Origin of the sequence: Candidatus Palauibacter scopulicola (genome assembly GCF_947581915.1) — a bacterium.
GTDB classification, from domain to species: domain Bacteria; phylum Gemmatimonadota; class Gemmatimonadetes; order Palauibacterales; family Palauibacteraceae; genus Palauibacter; species Palauibacter scopulicola.
The window spans coordinates 72,766-92,344 of the sequence record NZ_CANPWG010000038.1 but is presented as its reverse complement, the minus strand read 5'-3'; the positions used below and the strand labels follow the sequence as shown (position 1 = coordinate 92,344).

Here is a 19,579-nt window from a genome sequence, read left to right as displayed (position 1 = left end):
CGCGCCGGGGACGCCCCGGCGACCGGCTTCCCTTCTTCTAGCCGACCGCGCGCGCGTGCAGCGCGTCGATGAGGCGCTGGGCACTCTCTTCCATGTCGATGACGAGGCGGTCGATCTTCGTCACGAAGTAGTTGTGGAAGATGTTGATCGGAATCGCGATCGTGAGACCCGTGGCGGTGGTGATGAGCGCGACCTTGATCCCGCCGGCGACCAGCGTGGCTTCCACCTCGCCCGCGATCTCGATGGCCTGGAAAGCCATGATCATCCCGATCACGGTCCCGAGGAAGCCGAGGAGCGGAGCGACGTTCGACAGCGTCGCCAGCCACACGAGGCCCTTCTCGAGCCCCGCGACTTCGATCGCGCCGGCGTTCTCCACCGCCTGCGTCGCGCGGTCGGTCCCTTCGTTGTAGCGCGAGAGCCCCGCGCTGAGGACGTTCCCCGCCGGAGCGCCGGACTCGGTGCAGACTTCGAGCGCTTCATCGAGGTTGCCGGCGGCGATCTGTTCGTCGGCTTCCCGGAGAACGGTCTTGTTCTTGCCGCCCTTCAACTGCAGGTCGACGAGCTTCCAGAGGATGATGAGAATCCCAATGGCGAGCGCCGCCCCCAGCGGCCACATCATCCAACCCCCGGCATCCCAGATCTCCACCAGATTGAGCGACTGACCCTCACCCAGCGTCAGTGTCTCCTGCAACCAGAGTGTGGACGCTATCAAGGTGGTCCTCCCGGTAAGCGGTAAGGTTCATCGATCGGCTGACTCGCCACGTCCGGCGCGGATGCGCCCGAGTACGAGCGGAACCAAGCTAGAAGCGGTCTGCGGGACCGTCAAGCGTCGGAGCGGGACCGTTAGCGGCGCCAGAGCCAGGCGCCGGACCGGTGGACGCGCTCGTGGCGGGCCGCAAGGCGGATCAGAACCGGGGAGGTCGCGATCCCGGCCGAAGCGTTCGCCTCGTCCACGGCGGGCGTATCGAACGCGCGGGCCACGGTGTCCGCGAGGCACTCTACGATGAGGTGACGGCCGGGCACGGGGTCGAGCAGCTCGTTCAGGCCGATTGCGGGCCCCTTGCCGGAGACCCCGGCCCCGGGGCGCTCATCGGGCCCGAACTCGCGTCCGTCGAGGTCGCCGAGGCGCTGCCGGTCTTCGAGGAGGATGGACCCGTGCTGAAGCAGGCCCCCGTGGCGGCGGCACTGGGCGCTGCCCACGAGCTTGCGGCCGCGCGCGGTGAGTTCTCCCGGGGCGGGATCGCGAAAGCAGCTCGCGGCCGAGATGCGGGCCGCCTCCGCGAAACTCGCCTCCGCACCGTCGCTCCCAACCTCGTCGAGCGGGACGCCCAGGGCGCGCAGCCCTTCGGCCAGGGCGCGGTGCACGGCGTGCAGGACGGCCCGGGGCCCGCCCCAGGCCCGCGCGGGACAGGCGAAGGCGTACGTGATCTCGGGTCCGTGAAAGACGGATCGGCCCCCCGTCGGCCGCCGGACGGCGTCCACACCGGGGCGGAGGTCGTCGGGAGAGCGCCCGAGCAGCCGGTCCGGAGCCCGCTGATGCCGCCCCAGCGACAGGCACCAGGGCTCCCAGCCATAAAACCGGAGCAGCGTCGAACCGGCGGCGGCGAGTTCGAGCATCGCCTCGTCCACGGCCATGTTGCGCGCGCCGTCCGCCACGGCGTAGGGGAGTACGACGCACGGCGATCCCCGGGGCCGGGCACGCGCGCCCCGCGCGGTCACAACTCCAGAGCCTCTCCGGGCTTGAGGATCACGACCTCGGCGGTGTCGCCCACGGCGTCCACGAAGCGGGCCGGATCGACATCGATCAACTCCCACGTGCCGTAGTGGTTCGGAACGGCGATGCGGGGTTCGATCATCTCGATCGCGCGCGCGGCGTCCTCCGGGCCCATCGTGAAGTTGTCGCCGATCGGCACCAGCGCCACGTCCACCTCCCCGTTGAGAAGCTCCATGTCGCGCGTGAGCCCCGTATCTCCGGCGTGGTAGACGCGCGTGCCGTCCACGTTGAGGAGAATGCCGGCGGGCGTTGTCGTGTACGCCTCCGCGCCCGGCGCGTCGATCTTCCCGCCGTGGAGGGCCGCCGTGAGCTTCACGCGCCCGAACGGGAACTCGTGAGCGCCACCGATGTGCATCGGGTGGGCGTTCGCGTGCCCCTGCACCTCGCCGGCGTACGACACGATCTCGTACGTGGCGATGAGCTGCGCGTCCGTCGCCGCGAGGATGTCCCAGGCGTCCGCGATGTGGTCGCCGTGCCCGTGCGTGAGCAGGAGATAGTCGAGGCGATCCGTGAAGTGCTCCGGTCCGACGACCGCCACGGGATTCCCGGTCAGGAACGGGTCGATGAGGATCCGCGTGCCATCCGCCGTTTCGATCTCGTAGCAGCTCTGGCCGTGAAAGACGAGTCGCGCCATCCGCTTCCCTCCTGTTCCTGTGAGCCGGCGGCCTCGGTTCCTATGTGCCGGCGGTCTCGCTTTCGTAGCTCTCGATCGGTGGACACGCGCAGATGAGGTTCCGGTCCCCGTACGCGTTGTTCACGCGGCGCACGGGCGGCCAGAACTTCCACTCCCGGGTCGAAGGCGCGGGCCACGCGGCTTCCCGCCGCGTGTAGGCGTGGTCCCACGCGTCGGCCGTGACCATCTGCGCGGTGTGGGGCGCATTTTTCAGCGGGTTGTCCTTCGCATCCAGCGCCCCCTCCGCGATCCGCCGAATCTCCTCGCGGATCGAGACGAGGGCGTGGACGAGCCGGTCCAGTTCCCGCTTCGACTCGCTCTCCGTGGGCTCGATCATGATCGTGCCCGCGACCGGAAACGACATCGTGGGCGCGTGGAACCCGTAGTCCATGAGGCGCTTCGCGACGTCCTCGTCCGTCACGCCCGTCCCCCGCCGGAGCGGACGCAGGTCGAGGATGAACTCGTGGGCGACCCGCCCGCGATCGCCCCGGTAGAGGACGTCGAAGTGCTCGCTGAGACGGCTGGCCATGTAGTTCGCGTTGAGGACGGCCGCCTCGGTCGCCGCGCGCACCCCGTCGCGCCCGAGCATGGCGATGTAGGCCCACGAGATGAGGAGAATCGAGGCGCTCCCCCATGGCGCCGCGGAGACCGGCGGGATCGCGGCGTCGCCGCCGACATCGATCAGCGGGTGTCCCGGCAGGTAGGGCGCAAGTTCGGCCGTGACGCAGATCGGACCCATCCCGGGACCGCCGCCTCCGTGCGGGATGGCGAACGTCTTGTGGAGGTTGATGTGGATGACGTCGGCGCCGTAGTCGCCCGGCCGGCAGAGGCCGACCTGGGCGTTGAGGTTGGCGCCATCGAGGTACACGAGTCCGCCGTGTTCGTGGACGATGTCCGTCACCTCCCGGATGGCCGACTCGAACACGCCATGGGTGGAGGGATACGTGATCATCGTCGCCGCGAGCCGGTCGGCGTGCTTCTCCGCCTTGGCGCGCAGATCCTCGACATCGATGTTCCCGTTCTCGTCGCAGCGGACGACCACGACCTTCATCCCGGCCATGACCGCGCTCGCGGGGTTCGTCCCGTGCGCCGAAGACGGGATGAGGCACACGTCCCGGTGTCCCTCGCCCCGGTCCTCGTGCCGGGCCGCGATCACGAGGAGGCCGGTGTACTCGCCCTGGGCCCCCGAGTTCGGCTGCAGCGAGCAGGCGGGCAGTCCGCTGATCTCGCACAGCCACCGCTCCAGTTCGTCGAACAGGCGCCCATAACCCTCGGCCTGGTCCACGGGGGCGAACGGGTGCAGCGACCCGAACTCGGCCCACGTCACGGGGATCATCTGCGACGTCGCGTTGAGCTTCATCGTGCAGGATCCGAGCGGGATCATGCTCGTGTTCAGCGACAGGTCGCGGGTTTCGAGCCGATGGATGTAGCGCAGCATCTCGGTCTCGGAACGATACCGGTTGAAGACCGGGTGCTCGAGGTAGCCCGACGTTCGCGCGAGTTCCGCGGGATATGCGGGCTCCGGGATGTCCGCGGCGATGTCTCCGGCGCCGAATTGCCGCCCGCCCTCGCCCCCGAAGACGGCGAACAGATCCTCCAGGTCCTCGCCCCGCACGGTCTCGTCGAGGGCGATCCCGACGGTCCCATCTTCGAAGTCCCGCAGGTTGATGCCGCGTTCGCGCGCCCTCGCGAGAATGTCGGCGGAGGTGAAACCCGAGGGGATGACCTGCAGGGTGTCGAAGAACTGCTCGTGAACGATCGTGTGCCCGAGCCGCTCGAGTCCGCGGGCGAGGGTCCACGTCAACTTGCGTACGCGGGTCGCGATGGCGCGGATGCCTTCCGGACCGTGATACACGGCGTACATCCCGGCCATGATCGCGAGCAGCACCTGCGCGGTGCAGATGTTCGACGTCGCCTTCTCCCGCCGAATGTGCTGCTCGCGCGTCTGCAGGGCCATCCGGAGCGCCGGGTTCCCATCCGCGTCGACCGAGACTCCGATGATCCGTCCCGGCAGCTTGCGCCGGAACGCGTCCGTGGCCGCGAGGTAGGCGGCGTGCGGCCCGCCGTAACCCATGGGTACGCCGAACCGCTGGGAGTTGCCGACGGCGATGTCCGCGCCGAACTCGCCCGGTGGTGCGAGCAGGGCGAGCGCGAGGAGATCCGCCGCCACCACCACTCCGGCCCCGTGCTCGTGAAGGGCGTCGCAGAGCCCGCGATAGTCGAGAACGGCGCCTTCCGTGGTTGGGTACTGCAGGAGCGCGCCGAAGGCATCGTCCGGATCGTGCGCCGCGAGGTCGCCGTGCTGGAAGAGCCGCACCTGGATTCCGAGCGGCCGGGCGCGGCCCCGGACGACGGCGACGGTCTGGGGGTGGCAGGCCTCCGACACCAGGAAGACGTTGCGGTCCTCGCTCCCCTTGGTGCCCCAGAGCATGAGCATCGCCTCCGCCGCGGCGGTTCCCTCGTCCAGGAGCGACGCGTTCGCGATCGGAAGCCCCGTGAGGTCGATGACCATCGTCTGGAAGTTGAGCAGGGCCTCGAGCCGCCCCTGCGAGATCTCTGCCTGGTAGGGTGTATACTGCGTATACCAGCCGGGGTTCTCCATGATGTTCCGGAGGATGACGCCGGGTGTCAGGGTGCCGTGATACCCCAGACCGAGATAGGAACGGAAGGGGCGGTTGAGACGCGCGAGTTCCGCCGCGTGATCGAGGAGCCTTCTCTCGGTGATGGCTTCGGGCAGGTCGAGATCGCGCCCCAGGCGGATCGGCTCGGGCACGGTCTCATCGACAAGGTCGCTCACGCTCCTCGCGCCGACCGCCTCCAGCATCGCCTCGATGTCCGAGGGCGCCAATCCTATGTGGCGCTCAGCGAACTCGCCGAACGGCTCCATCTCCAGCCGCATGTTCAGGAGCGGGCCGTCAGATCTCGTCCGCGTCGGCGACGAGGGCGGCGTACTGTTCGGCCGTGAGGAGGTCGTTGAAGTCCTCGGGCGTTTCCAGCGCGAGCCGGATCATCCATCCATCACCGTACGGATCGCTGTTGACGAGACCGGGGTCGGCCTCCAGCGCCTCGTTCACTTCCACGATCGCTCCCGACGCGGGGCAGAAGAGTTCGGAGACGGTCTTCACGGCCTCGACGGTTCCGAACGCTTCCATCTGTCCGAACGCTTCGCCGGGCGCGGGGAGTTCGACGTAGACGACATCGCCCAGTTCGCCCTGGGCGTAGTCCGTGATCCCGATCAAGACCTCGCCGTCGACATCGGTTTCCCGCACGTATTCGTGCTCGGGCGTGTATCTGAGGTCTTCCGGAATGTCCGACATGCGTACCTTGCCTTGCTTCGGATCGAGCGTCTCTGGGGTCGCGGCGTGGGGACTATATCCGAGCCGCGAGCCGGGCGTCAAGCAACTCTCCGGCTAGTCGCCCGACGCGAGTCTTCGCCGGGCTTTGCGATCCTTTCTGATCCGCTTCCGCGCGTCTCTCGCGCTCTCGCCCGGGTGTCGCTCGACGACGTCCACGCCTCCCATGCAGACGAGACCGCTGAGGCGAAGGACGGGCGCGTCCGCGGCCGGCGGCGTGACGGGTTCGGGCATGGTCACGCCCCCCATGAGCGCGATGCCGCCCCACTCGACGCGGACGCCGGGCGGGACGACGATGTCGACGCCTCCCATCAGCGCGAGGAGCCGGACCGAAACCGTCTCGGTGGCGAATGCCGCCTGCCGGAAATCGAGGTCCGTCCCCCCCATCACGGCGACGGCGGTGAGCTGGCGCGGCGGAACCCAACTCCCCTTGCGCTCCGTCGCCCCCCAGATCGAGACGATGAGGTCGTGCTCCTGAACGGGCCGCGCCGGATCCACCGCCACGGAGGCGGCCGGGGGGGACTCGGGTGCCGCCCGGGGCTCCGGTGCCGCCGGGCGAGTCTCGCTCCGGAGTGCGGGGAGGTCTCGCTCGAGCGCCACGAGTTCCGCCCGGGTCCGCGCGGCGTACGCGATGTCCAGGCGGCGTTCCAGTTCCGTGGTGTTCATGGCGTCCCGCGCGAAATGCGCACAGAGACGGTCCACCGTCGCCTGCCGCTCCTCCGGCGACAACGCCTTCTCCTGGCTGTCCCTCATCTCCCCCTCGCCGTCTGGCCGGCATGATTCTCACGCAAGGTGACGGGGTTAGCAGGCCGCGGCAAAAGCGAAAAAACTTGCCGCACGGGCGAGCGGACGGCATCATGGCGCACAGCAGGTGTTTCTGTGCCCTGTCCGTGAACCCTTTGGAAGGAGGTGATCTAGTGTCTGAAGGATGGAGAACCGGGTCTGACTCGGCACGGGCAAGCGATCGCCTCGAGGCAGCGTAACCGGTCCTGAACCGGTGGCGCTCGAGACATGCGCCGACCTGAAAGCTGCGGTGCCTCGCCGGCGTCGCGTCGAGTCAGGTTTCGGTTGAGACAAGAGCCGGCCGCGGGTTTCACGCTCGCGGCCGGCTTCGTTTTCATCCCCCCTCCGCTCTGAAAATGTCGTTATTCAGCAAATACACCGGAGCCGGCAACGATTTCGTGATCGTGCGCGGCGAAGAACTGGGGCTCCGGGATGCGGGGGCCCTGGCCGCCGCGCTGTGCCCCCGCGCGACGGGCGTCGGCGTGGACGGGTTGATCACCGTCCGAAGCCTGAGCGAAGAAGTCGTCCGCCTCCGGTTCTTCAACCGCGATGGCTCCGAGTTTGCCACCTGCGGGAACGGTTCGCGTTGCGCGGCGCGCTACGCGGTGGACCGGGGGCTCGTGCCCCCCGATCACATCCTCGCGACGGACGACGGTGAGATCCTGGCGCGGGTGCGGGCGGACGGCGTGGCGCTGGAATACGCGCTCGACGCCCGCGTCGAACGCGAGTTGCGCGTGCCCATCGGGACCGGACCGCAGCGGGGGCGGGACGCCTGGCTCGTGCGGATGGGGACGGCGCACCTCGTGGTCCCCGTCCCGTCGGTTGACGTGGAGGACTTCGACGATCTCTGCCGACCCCTGCGGTGGCGGGAAGATGTCGGTCCGGGAGGGGCGAATGTGCACCTCGTCGCCCGCGACGGACGGGCGGCGCTCATCCGCACCTTCGAACGCGGCGTGGAGGGGGAGACGCTCGCCTGCGGCAGCGGCTGCATGGCGGCGGCGTTCGCCCTCCGGGCCGCGGGCGAGGCGGGGGACCGGGTCGAGTTCCTCGCCCGATCCGGGGCCGCGTTGACGGTGGAGTTCCTCGAGGCTGGGCGGATCCGCCTCAGCGGACCGGCGGTGTTCATCTTCGATGGCGTCTTTCCCGAAGCCACGCCCTGACCCCGGGGACTCCGCGGTAGCGGCGTCGCTGCTGGAATGGTTCGACGCGCGGCGGCGCGACGACGTCGCCTGGCGCGGAGAGCGGGATCCCTACGCGATCCTCGTGGCCGAGGTCATGGCGCAGCAGACGCGCGTGGAGACGGCGGCGCCGTACCATCGGCGGTTCATGGATCGCTTTCCCGACGTTCGGACGCTCGCGGAAGCGGAAGAGGACGAGGTCCTCGGCCTCTGGGAGGGATTGGGGTACTACGCGCGGGCCCGCAACCTGCGGCGGGCGGCGCGGCGCGTGGTGTCGGAGTACGGCGGCCGGATCCCGCGGGCGGTGTCGGAGCTGCGGACGCTCCCGGGGGTGGGCCCGTATACGGCGGGCGCCGTCGCCAGCGTCGCGTACGGGCTGCCGGAGCCCGCGGTCGATGGGAACGCACGCCGCGTTCTGTCGCGCCTGGGCGATCTCGAGACGGCCTCTCCCTCCGAGCTCGACCGGGCCGCGCGCAACCTCCTCGGTGCGGCCCCGGACCGTCCCGGCGATGTGAACCAGGCGCTGATGGATCTTGGGAGCGCGGTCTGTACGCCGCGCGGCCCGCGCTGCGGAGCGTGCCCGCTGTCGAATCGATGTCAGGCGCTGCGACGGGGTACCGTCGGGCAGCGGCCCGCGCGGAAGCGGCGCGCTCGATCGCCCGAGCGGGTCGAGGCGGCGGCGGTGGTCCGCCGTGGCGGACGGGTGCTCGTGTTGCGGCGACCGTCGGACGGGCTCCTGGGCGGCCTGTGGGACTTTCCCTCCGTCCGGTTATCCTCGACGACGACGACCGCCGCAGCGCTCACCAGCGCTCTCCTGGAACGGTACGGTCTCGACTGTCGCGTGGGCGAGGAGATCCGCGTGCTGAGTCATACGTTCAGCCATTTCCGTCTGCGGCTCGCGGTGCATGGGGCCCGGTGGCGATCCGGCGAGGTCGCGCAGCGGCGGCCGCACCGCTGGGTGGGCGCAGGGGAGTTCGGCGATCTCGCGTTTCCGGCCTATCTCCGGCGGCTGATCGACGAGGATGTCTCCCCGAGGTAGGCGAGGTAGGCGCGGATCGTGAGGTCCGCCGCCGCGTGGTGCGAGGCGGGAAGATCCCCGTAGACCGCGGCCCGGATCCCCGCCGTGGTTCGGCCGCCGGCCTCCAGCGCCCGCCGGACCGACGCCACGCGCTGCAGCCGGTGCGTGCGGCATTCTTCGAGCCGCGCCAGCGCGTCGTCAACGGGCGGGCCGTGTCCCGGGAGCAGGCGCTCGGGACGGAGAGCCGCGAGGCGGGCGAGACTCGCGAGGTAGGCTTCGACGGACCCGTCCGGGTGGGCGATCATGGTGCTCCCTTCTCCGAGTACGAGGTCCCCCGTGAAGAGGCTGCGCGACGGTTCGAGCAGGTAGCAGAGGTGGTCCGCGGAATGACCCGGCGCAGGGATCGCCCGCAGGCGGAACCCCTCTCCGGGCTCCAGGGTCTCGTCATCCGCCAGCGCGCGGCCCGGCGACCCCACGCGGTCGAGGGTGGCGGCGGATGCGCGGAGTTCTCCCCAGCGGGCGGCGGCCTCGGCGGCGGACGCCGCGTGGTCCGCGTGGGCGTGCGTCAGGCAGACCGCCGCCACGAGTCGTCCGGCGATCACGTCTTCGACGCGGCCCAGGTGCGCTTCGTCCCGCGGTCCGGGATCCAGGACGATCAGCGGCCCGGTCCCGATCACGTACGTCTGCGTCCCGGTCAGGGTGAGCGCGCCCGGGTTGTCGGCGCGCACCGCCGTGACGCCCGGTCCGTGCCGGGAGACGTATTCCCGGTGCACGGCGCCGGAGGTCACGAGACTTCGTCGTATCCGGGGTCTCCGGGAGCGAGGGGTGTGACCCCCTGCTCACCGACGCCGAGTCTGACCAGCGCGGGCTCCACATGCACGTCGCCGAGCGCCGTCATGGCATCCTCGACCGACCGGAAGCCGGCGAGGCGCTCGATCGTCCGCGTCGTCGGGAACATCATGGGCAGCCGGCCGGCGGAGAAGCGCCGGAGTGCCGCGGCGGGCGTCGTCCAGATCGCCGCCTCGTGTTCCGGCGTGAGACGCACGCGACGCGGCCGCTCCTCCAGCCAGAGGAGGAAGAAGCGGGTGTCGAATCTCAGCGCCGCACCGCGCGGTGTGATCCAGCGGGCGAAGTACGCCATGCGCGTGGACGAAAAATCGAGTTCGAGCCGCTCCGCCACCTGCGAGAAGGGGATGCTCTCCGCGAGCAACGCTCGGCGGGCTCCGGTGAGCGCGTCCGATCCGATGCCGCGAAGCGGCGCCGGCATGATGCCCGTCTCCTCGAACAGTTCTCGCAACGCCGCCACGCACGCCGCGGCTTCGCCTACGCCCGGGAGTCGGTCCGTCCACGTCGCGCGGGCGTCATCCGCGTCGATCGCACCACCCGGAAAGGCCCACGCCCCGGCCCCGAACCGGGCATCGGCGGGGCGCTGAAGCAGGAGGAACTCCAACCCGGCGGGCGCCTGGGTCGCGACGACGACCGTGGCGGCGGGCCGCGGAGTCAAATCCCGCTTGCCACACGGGCAATGACGAGCAGGACGCCCAGCAGCAGGAAGGCGACCGGCAGGGCGGCCGCCAGCAGCCATGCGGCGAAGGCTCTCCCCGGTGGTGGTCCGGTGCGCCTCCCGCAGGCCGATCACGGTCAGCACGACTCCCCAGATGCCCGCCACCCAGCCGCCGATGAACGGGACGATGGCGAATACGCCCGGGCCGCATGCATAGCATACGGTGCGAACCGTGGCCGTGAGGCTTCGGCGCCCGGGGACCAGCACCAGCACGAACGCATGGAGGACCAGGCTCGCGATGATGAGGTACAGCACCGCCCAGAAGGGGGCGAGGAAGAAGTCGGCGAGTCTGCCGATGGAGCCGCCGGTGTCCGCGGCTTCCGGCACGGCGACGTTCATGATCTCGGCGAGCGTCTCCACGAAGCCCGGTTGGGTCGCCGGGAGCAACGCACCCCAGGTCAGCGAGAGCGCGGCCGCGAGGACGCTGACCAGGAGATAGTAGAGGACCGGGCGCACGGCGGCGCGTTCGAAGGGCCCGTCGGCGAAGAAGGCGCCGGGCTCGAACACGCTCCGGCGCCACGTCTCGATGAGGTTCAGCGGGAAGGACACGGCCGGGTCCTCCCAGGCGGGCAGGTTCACCGCTCCCGTACGCTCCCCGTCCCCCGCGCGCTCTTCCCTCGATCCGGCCGCCCCCGCTCCACAGAATGGACAGCGGTCGAACGCGGCGCTCTCGTGCCCGCACGTCGCGCACGCCATCATCCTGTTCGCGACGCGAGTCAGTCCAGGATGCGCAGCGGCATGACGAGGCAGAGATAATCCGGTTCGCCGCTCGCGGGAGAGAAGGTGGCCGCTCGTTCCGGGGCCTTGAACGTCATTCGAACATCCTCCTCCGGCATGTGACGCAACACCTCGAGCAGGTACGTCGCATTGAAGCCGATCTGGATGTCCTCGCCCTCGTAGTCCAGCGAAAGCGCGTCCTCCGCTTCCCCGAGATCCGGCGTCTGAACCTTGAACCCGAGGTCGCCGGCCTTGAACGAGAGGCGCACCCGCCTCGTCGAGTCGTCAGCCATCACCGCGACGCGCCGCACGGCCGTCTCGAGAGCCGCCCGGTTCACGGTCGCAACCTTGTCGTTGTCCTTCGGGATGACTTGTTCGTAGTTCGGATACGGCCCTTCGATGAGCGAGGTGAAGACCTCGCGGTCCTCCGACCGGAACGCCAGGTGGTTCTCCGAGCGTGCGACCTGAACCACGGTGTCGGCGGAATACAGCTTCTGCACCTGGTTCAGCGCCTTGGGGGGAATGATCAGGTCCACCTCCGCCGGCGAGCCGCTGACATCCAGCTCGCGTGACATCTTCGCGAGGCGGTGGCCGTTCGTGGCGACCATGACCGTGGCCGCGTCGCGCAACTGCCACAGAATCCCGTTCAGAATCGGTCGGCTGTCCTCCGTGGAGACCGCGAAACTCGTCCGCTCGATCAGCGTCTGCAGCTCGCCGGCGGACATCTCCCAGCCGGCGGCGAAGTCGACCTCCGGGAAATCCGGGAACTCGTCCGGAGCTTGTCCGTAGAGGCGGAACTTGCTCCGGCCGCACTCGATGTCCACGCCGTTCGCGGCCGCCTCGCCGTCTCCGCCCGCGGCCGCGAACTTCACCGGCGCATCGTCGAGTACGCGCGAGATTTCCAGGAGCTGTCTCGCCGGCAGCGCCACGACGCCCCCTTCCGAGACCTCGGCCGGCACGGATAACGAGACGAAGATCGACATGTCCGTGCCGCTCAGCCGCACGGCGTCGTCCTCCGCATGGATCAGGATGTTCGAGAGAACCGGGAGAGCGGCTCGCGTCGGGACCGCGGCGGCGCTGGCCGCCAGCCCCTTCTGGAGTGCCTCTCGGGTGATCGAGAATCTCATTTCAACTCCGCCGGTATCGGTTCGGGTTTTCCACCGTGGGTTCTACGGTTGCGTATGATATGCGTATCAACAGAGTAGTAGTAGAGCCTGTCGAAGTGTCGAAACTCCGGGGTTCCCCACGTTTCCCGCGGCCTCGGACGCTGCGGCCGCTGTCGACACGCGGACACGGTTGTCGAAGCTCTGGCCAAACCCCGGCGTCGCCATGCGAACCGTACACCCGAACGTGTGTGTAAGGAGCAGGTCTTCGTCCGATTTTGCACACGGTAATGAACGAACGGGGCATCAGGTTCGAAACAGCTCTTGCTGCAGCTGGCCGACGCGGCCGCGAAGCGCGGGATCCGACGCCATGTCCGCCTCGACCTTGTTGACGGAGTGAATGACGGTCGAGTGATTCCTGCCGCCGAAGAGGTGGCCGATGTCGGAATAGGGCAGGTCGAGGTGCGTCTTGATGAGGTACATTGCGACCTGCCGCGGGACCGTCACGGTCCGGTTCCGCCTTTTTGACACGAGGGCCTCCACCGAGACGCCCCAGGAGGCGGCGATGCGGGCACGGACTTCCTCCGCGGACACCTCGATCACCTGTTCGTCGGCGTCGTTGCCCTCGGGCCCCAGTGCGTCGCGCGCCATGTCGAGGGAGATCTCGCGTCGGGTGAGCGAGCTGAAGGCGAGGAGCTTGATGAGGGCCCCTTCGAGTTGCCGGACGGAGGTACGCCGACTCCGCGCCACGTACTCGATGACGTCGTCGCCGATCTCGATCCCGTCCTCGTCGGCCTTCTTGCGGAGGATGGCGGAACGCGTCTCCAGGTCGGGAGGCTGGATGTCGGTGACGAGACCCCACTCGAAACGGGAAACGAGCCGTTCCTGGAGCCCGGGGATGTCCTGCGGGGGCCGGTCGCTCGTGATGACGATCTGCTTCTTGGCGTCATAGAGTGCGTTGAACGTGTGAAAGAACTCCTCCTGCGTCCCTTCCTTGTTGGCGATGAAGTGGACGTCGTCGATGAGCAGGACGTCGATGCGGCGATAGCGCTCGCGGAAAAGGGCGGTCTGCCCGGTCCGGATCGCATCGATCATCTCGTTCGTGAACTGCTCGGAGGGGACGTAAGCGACCTGGCAGTCCGGGAGCCGGCGGAGAATCGTGTTTCCGATCGCGTGCATCAGGTGCGTCTTGCCGAGACCGGTGCCGCCCCAGATGAAGAGCGGGTTGTACGTCGTGGCGGGCGCGGCGGCCACGCGGTCGGAGGCCGCGGCCGCGAGTTCGTTGCTGCCACCGATGACGAAGCGAGCAAAGGTGTAGCGTTCGTTGAGCGCCGCGGCCGCCGGAAGGCCGCCGCGATTCGGCGTCTGCGAAGCCAGCGCGTGACCCGGGTCGCCGGGGTAGGGTTCCGTGATTTCCGGGAAGTCGAGGCGCTCCTCGGCCCCCTTGTGTTCGAAGCGGAGTCGAAGCCTCGCGCCGAGTTCTCGCTCGGAGATGTCGCGCAGGAGGGTTCCGTATTTGTCCTCGACCCATTCGACCGCGAAGCGCGTGGGCGCGGAGACGACGAGCGTATCGTCGGAAAGCGAAACGGCCTCGGTCGATCCGAGCCAGGTGCGATAGGTCTGCTCCGGGAGCACGAGCTTCGCCGACGCGCGAATCTTGATCCAGGCCTCGTGTGCAGTCAGCTCCATCCGTGACGCGCCGGCATGAGAAAAAGACGGTGGGATAGGGGCCCTGATCTTAGGCGAATCCGCTGGCGAGTGTCAACGAGCGGAAACGCCTCGCCACGGGGTGCACAGGTCGTGGGCGGAGGTGTGCGCGCAGCGCGGCGCGGGCGCTCCGAATTGACACTAACCCGCATCACGTCTAGACTTCCGGGCTGGCCTCGAAAAGCCTGTGAGATGACCGGAAAGCCTCGGGTGATGTGAGATGGGGAAGCCCACATACAGCAAGCCGACCAACAGAAAGCGCGTTCGCGATCATGGATTCCGGGCGCGCATGAAGACGAAGGCGGGCCGCCGCACGCTGTCGCGCCGCAGAAGGAAGGGCCGACGTCGGCTTACCGTCAGTGACGCGTTCCGTCGCAAGCGACGAAGCCGCTAGCGGGCCTCGGCCCGAGAGCTTTCGACGGCCTCGCGCGGCTCGGCTGCGCACAGCGCGGGACATTCGCCGAACCATCCGTGCGGGCCGTTGCCACCGTGGCCGCATCGTGGACGTGTTCTTCGCTCCGTCGCCCTCGGGCCGCTCCAGAGTCGGAGTCGTGACGCCTCGCCACGGGCGCGGCGCCGTCGCGCGAAACCTCGTACGCCGACGTCTGACCGAGATCGCCCGCATTCACATTTCGCCTGCCCTTGAGAGCCGCCGGCTCGAGCTGGACCTGGTCGTGAGAGCGAAACCGGCCGCCTATGACGCCTCGTACCAGAGGCTTCGAGTGACGTTGATGGACTCGCTGGAGGCCGTATGCGCAGAATGATCATCGGAGCGATTCGCGGCTACCAGCTCGTGGTTTCCCCCTGGTTGCCGCCCGCCTGCCGGTACGAACCGAGTTGTTCGGAATACGCCCTGACCGCGGTGCGGCGATTCGGTGCCGCCCGGGGGGGCTGGCTGGGCGTTCGGCGCCTGCTTCGCTGTCATCCCTTCGGGTCGTGCGGCTACGACCCGGTTCCCGCCCGGGAGCGCTGAATGGAACGCCGTCTGCTTCTCGCCATCGCGCTGATGGTCGGCGTGATGATCCTCTCAAACGTGTTCTTCCCGCCGGCCGAGAGGCCCGTGGCGCCGGTGTCGGCTGACAGCGCGCAGACGCCGGAGACACCGGAAACCACGGCGGCGGCGGACGAGATAAGCCGTCTTTCGGCCGAGGAGAGAGCGGCTCGGGACGTAGCGGCGGTCCTGGCCGAGGCGGAGGAGACGCCCGCCGATGCGGAGGAGACGGAGGAGGCCGCGCCGGGAGTCCCCGAGAGTTCGATCGTCACGGTGCGGTCGGAACTCTACGAATACCGGTTCGACACGCGGGGCGCGCGACTCGTGGGCGCGACGATGCTCGCGCACCGGAACTTCGCCGAGGGAGGACATGGCGGCCGCAACGTCGAACTGGTACGGCCCGACGATTCCATCCTCGCGTACGCGCTGACGCTGCGTGGCGACACGGTCTCCCTCGGTTCGATTGCCTTTACCGCGTCGACATCGACGCTCGAGGTGACGGATGGGCCCGCGGAACTGCGTTTCGAGGCCGCGATCGGCGAGGTCACCTTCGATGTCTCGTATCGCTTCCACCCGGACGATTACCGGATCGACGTGAGCGGCGGGCTGCGCGGCCTGGGGGACGTGGGGCACGTCGTTCTCGTGGGCCTCGGCCGCGGGATCGAGCGAAACGAGGCCGTGCCCCGGGAGGACCAGGCGGCGATGTCGCTCGTCACCCGGAGCCGCTCGGGACAGATCGCGGCCGAGCGGCTGGACCGCGTGGACGACGGCGAGACGAGGCCGGCATCCGGCGCTCCGTTCAGTTGGGCCGCATCGAAATCGAAGTACTGGCTGGCCGCCGTCGTCGTGCCGCCGGCAGGTCCGGGCATCGGGGGCGTGATGCTGCGGGGCGTGCCCGAGGAGGACGCGGCGGAGATGCAGGCCGCGCTGCCGGTGCCCGCCGGCAGCGCCGGCTTCGAGTACGCCGCGTACGTCGGCCCGCAGGACTTCGCGCGGCTGCAGGCCGTGGGGCAGGAACTCCACAACGTGAACCCGGTCGGCTGGGCCTGGCTCCGCTGGTTCACCCGGCCGTTCGGGAACCTGATCGTCGCGATCCTGATCTGGATGCACGAGTCGTTCTCGCTGGCGTACGGCTGGGTCCTGATCCTGTTCGGCGTCGGGTCGCGGATCATCCTCTCGCCGCTGTTCCACATCTCGGGACGCGCGCAGATGAAGCAGATGGCGCTGCAGCCGGAGATCAAGAAGCTGCAGGAGCGTTACAAGGGCGACCCGCAGCGCCTGCAGCAGGAGCAGATGAAGCTCTTTCGGGAACACGGGGTCAACCCGCTGGGCGGCTGTCTGCCCATGTTTCTGCCGCTCCCGATCCTGATCACGCTGTTCTTCGTGTTCCAGAACACGATCGAGTTCCGCGGGGTGCCCTTCCTGTGGCTGCTGGATCTCTCCCTGAGGGATCCCCTCTTCATCGTGCCCGTCCTGATGGGCGGATCGATGCTGCTGCTGAACTGGATCACCCAGCGGGGCATGCAGACGAACGCGCAGATGAAGATGATATCCTACGTGTTGCCGGTCGTCTTCACCTTCTTCTTTGCGAACTTCGCGGCCGGGCTGAACCTGTACTACACGGCGTCCAACATCATGTCGCTGCCGCAGCAGATGTACCTCTCCCGAGAACGCAGGAAGGCACAGCCCCCGGCCGCCCGGAAGAAGGAGTAGCGAGGCGCCGGGCGGTCACCGCACGTGGGAGACCGAAAGCCCGATGAGGCGCTCGGACTGCCGAAGGAACTGCTCCGCGCGGGACGGACCGAAACCCAGGAGCAATCCGACGCGCGTCCCCCGGGCCAGCCCGGCCCCGAGTTCCGCCGCGATGGCAGGCTCCCACCCCAGTTCCGCCCACCCGAAGTAGTCGACCGAGGCGTGGAAACGTGCGCGCGCTCCCGGCGCGGACTCCCAGGCGGCGCCGGCGCGCAGCGAAAGGGGCTCGAAGTCGGTCGTGGCGCGCAGCAGCACTCCCGGACCTCCGTAGACGGTGAGGCCCGACGCCGGAGATCCCTGAAGCATGAGTTCCAACCCCTCGCGGCTCGTGCTGATGGGACGGGCGCCGGTGTCCAGGAGGAATTCGTCCCCCAGATGCGAACTCACATGATAGAGTTCGGCACGAGCGGCCACCGCCCCGAACCGCGCGCGCAGGAGAGCTCCGATTCGGTAGTGCACTTCGATGAGCGCCTGATCCGGACCTCCGAGATCAAAGCGGGAAAACGCCCCTCCGTGAATCGCTCCTGCGTATTCCACCTTCCCGCCCGGATCGCGCCGGATCCAGAACCCGAGGCGGTCGCCGACGTCGGCGAGGGCAATGCCGTCCCGGAGGGAATCGCGCCTCGCGCTCAACAGCGCGAGACGATGCAGGGGCTCGAGGGGGGAGCCCGACGGCGTTCGGAAGGGATGACCGTTCGGGTCCCGGATTCCGATTGCGGCGGCGCCGGTCTGTGCGACAAGAGGAGCTGCCGCGGTGACGGGAGCCGCCAGCAAGAGCAAGCCGACCACGAGGCAGTCCACGTGAAGCGTCCGGAGAGGCGCGGCCCGGACGCCGTCTGGCAGGCCATGACAAGAGCCCCGCTGCGTTCGAGCGCCGCCGCATCTCGCCTGAAACGCCGCGCCCTGCGTCGCTCCTCGGTAAAATAGCGCCGCTGTTCTCCCTCGTCGTTCCTTGTCAGGCGAGTGCTTCACCGCTCTCGGCGCTGACGCGGGGTTTTGCCACGGCCTGCCACGCTGCGCTGAACCTTCAGGCGGCGCGCTGGCACCTCGGGCAGAGCACGGTCTTCCGGCCCGTCACGCGGACGGAAGTCAACGCATGTCGGCACCTCGGGCAGGCGCTGCCCGACGAGCGTGAGTTGATCAGCCACCCCGGATCGGAATGCGCGGCGCTCCAGTGAAGCGTGGCCCGCCTCAGAACCCGCTTCAGGTAGCGGTGAAGCCGGTCGAGCTGCTCCGGTTCCAGCTGACCGACGCGAAGGTCGGGGCGCACGCCGGCCTGGAAGCAGATCTCGTCCGCATAGTCGTTGCCGATGCCGGCGATCGCCTTCTGATTCAGGAGAAAGCCCTTGATGCTGGAACGAACGTTCCGCGCCGCAAGCGCCTCGAAGCGCTCAAGCGTCAGGTCGTCGCTCAGCGGGTCCACGCCAAGGCTCTGGAGCGACCCCTTCTCGTTGAATTCGCTCCCCGCCACGGCCTGGACCGTGCCCTGGGAGCCCGACGACGAGAAACGGAGTTCCCTGCCGGCCGCGAACTGGAACCGGATCCGCGTCCGGTCGGTCGGAGGCGCGGTCTGGGATTCGAGGCGCAGGAGGCCGTCATCCCCCATGTCGAACATGAGGCTGTAATCGGAACGGAAGCGGAGGACGACGTAGCGACCGTGGCGTTCCACGGAATCCACGGCGTGGTTCTCAAGGTGATTCTCGACGATGTCGCGCTCAATTGACGCGACGTCCGGGTCGTCGATCCGAATTATGGAGATCGTTTTGCCGGTTGTGTAACCGGCAATGCGTTCGATCATCCGCTCAACATCGGGAAGCTCTATCATTGCATCACGGCTCCGGTGGGCAAGACTGGGTGCAGGGTAGACATACCCCCGTACGAAGGAAATGTGCCCCGTGCTTCATGGACGGTGGAGGAAACGACCTCGAGGGAGTATCGCCACCCAGTCTCAACGCTGTGTCAAGCAGCAACGCAACACGGGACCGCCGACATCGGTATGTATGACCATAACACTATGATAAGCAACGTGTTACAGTGTTTACGCCTCTTGTTGCTTCGCCTCTTCGGCGTGTCGAAACCAAGCCGATATTCTCTCCTGGATGGACGCTGCCGCCCGCGCGGGATCGGGAGCGTTTCGGATGGGTCGTCCCATGACGATGTAGTCGGCCCCGGCCTCGAACGCGGACTCCACATCCACGGTCCGCTTCTGGTCATCGGTCCCGGCTTCCCTCGCCGCGCGGATGCCGGGGACGACGATGCGAAACCGGCGGGACACCGCGGAGCGAACTCGAGCGGCCTCGTGGCCGGAACTGATGACGCCGGCGCAGCCGATACTCTCCGCGCGACGGGCGCGCGAGAGGACGACGTCCCCAATGTCCGCTTCAAAGCCGAGGTCTTCCATGTCCGCCCGGTCAAGACTCGTTAGAACGGTCACGGCGAGGATTCCGAGGTCACCCGTGGCGGCGTCGCAGGCTGCACGCAGGATCGCATCGTTGCCGTGCACCGTGACGAAGTCCACGTCCCGGGTTCGGAGTTGTCGAACCGCGGAGCTGACGGTCTGTGGGACATCGAAGAGTTTGAGGTCGGCAAACACCTTCTTGTCGTTGGAGCGGAGCCAGTCGGCGAGCTCGAAGTATCCTCCGGAGAGGAAGAGTTCCAGGCCGATCTTGTAGAAGGAAACGGTATCGGCCAGGGCGTCGACGGTTCTTCGCGCTTCCGAGGCACTCGGAACGTCGAGTGCGAGGATCAGCCGTTCGGTCGCGGGGATCGTGGTGGTTATCGTGGCCTCCCGAGGTTGTTGCCGTCGCGAACCAGGCGGTCCGAGTGCCGCTCGGGTTTGACTCCCGGCGAGCGGGGAGCCGACTCGTGGCGGTGGCGAGTGGGGGACGAAGCTCTTCGCGGGCGCGCGTGGCCGCAAGAGACAGACCGTCGACGTCGAGCTATCGTTTCACGTGAAACGCCGGGTT

Annotated in this window: 18 protein-coding genes; 5 read left to right on the top strand and 13 right to left on the bottom strand. The window is 68.4% G+C overall.

Annotation, left to right across the window (positions count from 1 at the left end; translation table 11 throughout):
• Nucleotides 1–37 precede the first annotated feature (37 nt).
• From RN743_RS07160 to RN743_RS07135, 6 genes are all read right to left on the bottom strand, one after another.
• Entirely contained in the window at nucleotides 38–712 is a 675-nt protein-coding gene (locus tag RN743_RS07160; RefSeq protein WP_310778125.1) for a MotA/TolQ/ExbB proton channel family protein, read from the bottom strand.
• Nucleotides 713–843: 131 nt separating this feature from the next.
• Nucleotides 844–1,719, bottom strand: a complete 876-nt coding sequence (locus tag RN743_RS07155; RefSeq protein WP_310778123.1) for a hypothetical protein — start codon at nucleotides 1,717–1,719, stop codon at nucleotides 844–846.
• A complete protein-coding gene (locus RN743_RS07150; RefSeq protein WP_310778121.1) occupies nucleotides 1,716–2,408 on the bottom strand; it encodes a metal-dependent hydrolase in 693 nt (230 codons plus the stop codon). The genes RN743_RS07155 and RN743_RS07150 overlap by 4 nt, the downstream gene beginning before the upstream one ends.
• A gap of 40 nt (nucleotides 2,409–2,448) precedes the next feature.
• On the bottom strand, nucleotides 2,449–5,346 hold the full coding sequence (gcvP, locus tag RN743_RS07145) for an aminomethyl-transferring glycine dehydrogenase (RefSeq protein WP_310778119.1): 2,898 nt from the start codon (nucleotides 5,344–5,346) through the stop codon (nucleotides 2,449–2,451).
• Between the two features lie 16 nt (nucleotides 5,347–5,362).
• Entirely contained in the window at nucleotides 5,363–5,764 is a 402-nt protein-coding gene (gcvH, locus tag RN743_RS07140; protein WP_310778117.1) for a glycine cleavage system protein GcvH, read from the bottom strand.
• Nucleotides 5,765–5,857: 93 nt separating this feature from the next.
• Nucleotides 5,858–6,553 (bottom strand): DUF1707 domain-containing protein, encoded by a 696-nt coding sequence (locus RN743_RS07135; protein ID WP_310778115.1) that lies wholly within the window; start codon nucleotides 6,551–6,553, stop codon nucleotides 5,858–5,860.
• 386 nt (nucleotides 6,554–6,939) lie between these two features.
• On the opposite strand from RN743_RS07135, the gene dapF reads away from it, so the two are divergent.
• On the top strand, nucleotides 6,940–7,743 hold the full coding sequence (gene dapF, locus RN743_RS07130; protein ID WP_310778113.1) for a diaminopimelate epimerase: 804 nt from the start codon (nucleotides 6,940–6,942) through the stop codon (nucleotides 7,741–7,743).
• Nucleotides 7,715–8,800, top strand: coding sequence for an A/G-specific adenine glycosylase (gene mutY, locus RN743_RS07125; RefSeq protein WP_310778111.1), 1,086 nt, complete (start codon nucleotides 7,715–7,717; stop codon nucleotides 8,798–8,800). Before dapF ends, mutY begins: the two co-directional genes overlap by 29 nt.
• On the opposite strand, the gene RN743_RS07120 is transcribed toward mutY, so the two are convergent.
• The 4 genes from RN743_RS07120 to dnaA all read right to left on the bottom strand — a co-directional run bounded on the left by RN743_RS07120 (nucleotide 8,758) and on the right by dnaA (nucleotide 13,852).
• Nucleotides 8,758–9,567, bottom strand: coding sequence for an MBL fold metallo-hydrolase (locus tag RN743_RS07120; RefSeq protein WP_310778109.1), 810 nt, complete (start codon nucleotides 9,565–9,567; stop codon nucleotides 8,758–8,760). The genes mutY and RN743_RS07120 overlap by 43 nt on opposite strands.
• Entirely contained in the window at nucleotides 9,564–11,042 is a 1,479-nt protein-coding gene (locus RN743_RS07115) for a YIP1 family protein (RefSeq protein WP_310778107.1), read from the bottom strand. Before RN743_RS07115 ends, RN743_RS07120 begins: the two co-directional genes overlap by 4 nt.
• A gap of 17 nt (nucleotides 11,043–11,059) precedes the next feature.
• A complete protein-coding gene (gene dnaN / locus RN743_RS07110) occupies nucleotides 11,060–12,187 on the bottom strand; it encodes a DNA polymerase III subunit beta (protein WP_310778105.1) in 1,128 nt (375 codons plus the stop codon).
• 282 nt (nucleotides 12,188–12,469) lie between these two features.
• On the bottom strand, nucleotides 12,470–13,852 hold the full coding sequence (gene dnaA, locus RN743_RS07105; RefSeq protein WP_310778103.1) for a chromosomal replication initiator protein DnaA: 1,383 nt from the start codon (nucleotides 13,850–13,852) through the stop codon (nucleotides 12,470–12,472).
• A gap of 238 nt (nucleotides 13,853–14,090) precedes the next feature.
• Here dnaA and rpmH point away from each other — a divergent pair, with 238 nt between their 5' ends.
• From rpmH to yidC, 3 genes are all read left to right on the top strand, one after another.
• Nucleotides 14,091–14,264, top strand: coding sequence for a 50S ribosomal protein L34 (gene rpmH / locus RN743_RS07100; RefSeq protein WP_310754963.1), 174 nt, complete (start codon nucleotides 14,091–14,093; stop codon nucleotides 14,262–14,264).
• A 357-nt stretch (nucleotides 14,265–14,621) separates the two neighbouring features.
• A complete protein-coding gene (yidD, locus tag RN743_RS07095; protein ID WP_310778101.1) occupies nucleotides 14,622–14,843 on the top strand; it encodes a membrane protein insertion efficiency factor YidD in 222 nt (73 codons plus the stop codon).
• Nucleotides 14,844–16,574: a membrane protein insertase YidC gene (gene yidC / locus RN743_RS07090; protein WP_310778099.1), complete on the top strand. Its 1,731-nt coding sequence runs from the start codon at nucleotides 14,844–14,846 to the stop codon at nucleotides 16,572–16,574.
• A 15-nt stretch (nucleotides 16,575–16,589) separates the two neighbouring features.
• On the opposite strand, the gene RN743_RS07085 is transcribed toward yidC, so the two are convergent.
• The 3 genes from RN743_RS07085 to pyrF form a co-directional block, all read right to left on the bottom strand.
• Complete coding sequence (locus RN743_RS07085; RefSeq protein WP_310778097.1) at nucleotides 16,590–17,246, bottom strand: DUF1207 domain-containing protein; 657 nt, start codon at nucleotides 17,244–17,246, stop codon at nucleotides 16,590–16,592.
• A gap of 394 nt (nucleotides 17,247–17,640) precedes the next feature.
• On the bottom strand, nucleotides 17,641–18,438 hold the full coding sequence (locus RN743_RS07080; RefSeq protein ID WP_310778095.1) for a DNA-formamidopyrimidine glycosylase family protein: 798 nt from the start codon (nucleotides 18,436–18,438) through the stop codon (nucleotides 17,641–17,643).
• Between the two features lie 213 nt (nucleotides 18,439–18,651).
• Entirely contained in the window at nucleotides 18,652–19,392 is a 741-nt protein-coding gene (pyrF, locus tag RN743_RS07075; protein WP_343219002.1) for an orotidine-5'-phosphate decarboxylase, read from the bottom strand.
• Between the last annotated feature and the right edge of the window lie 187 nt (nucleotides 19,393–19,579).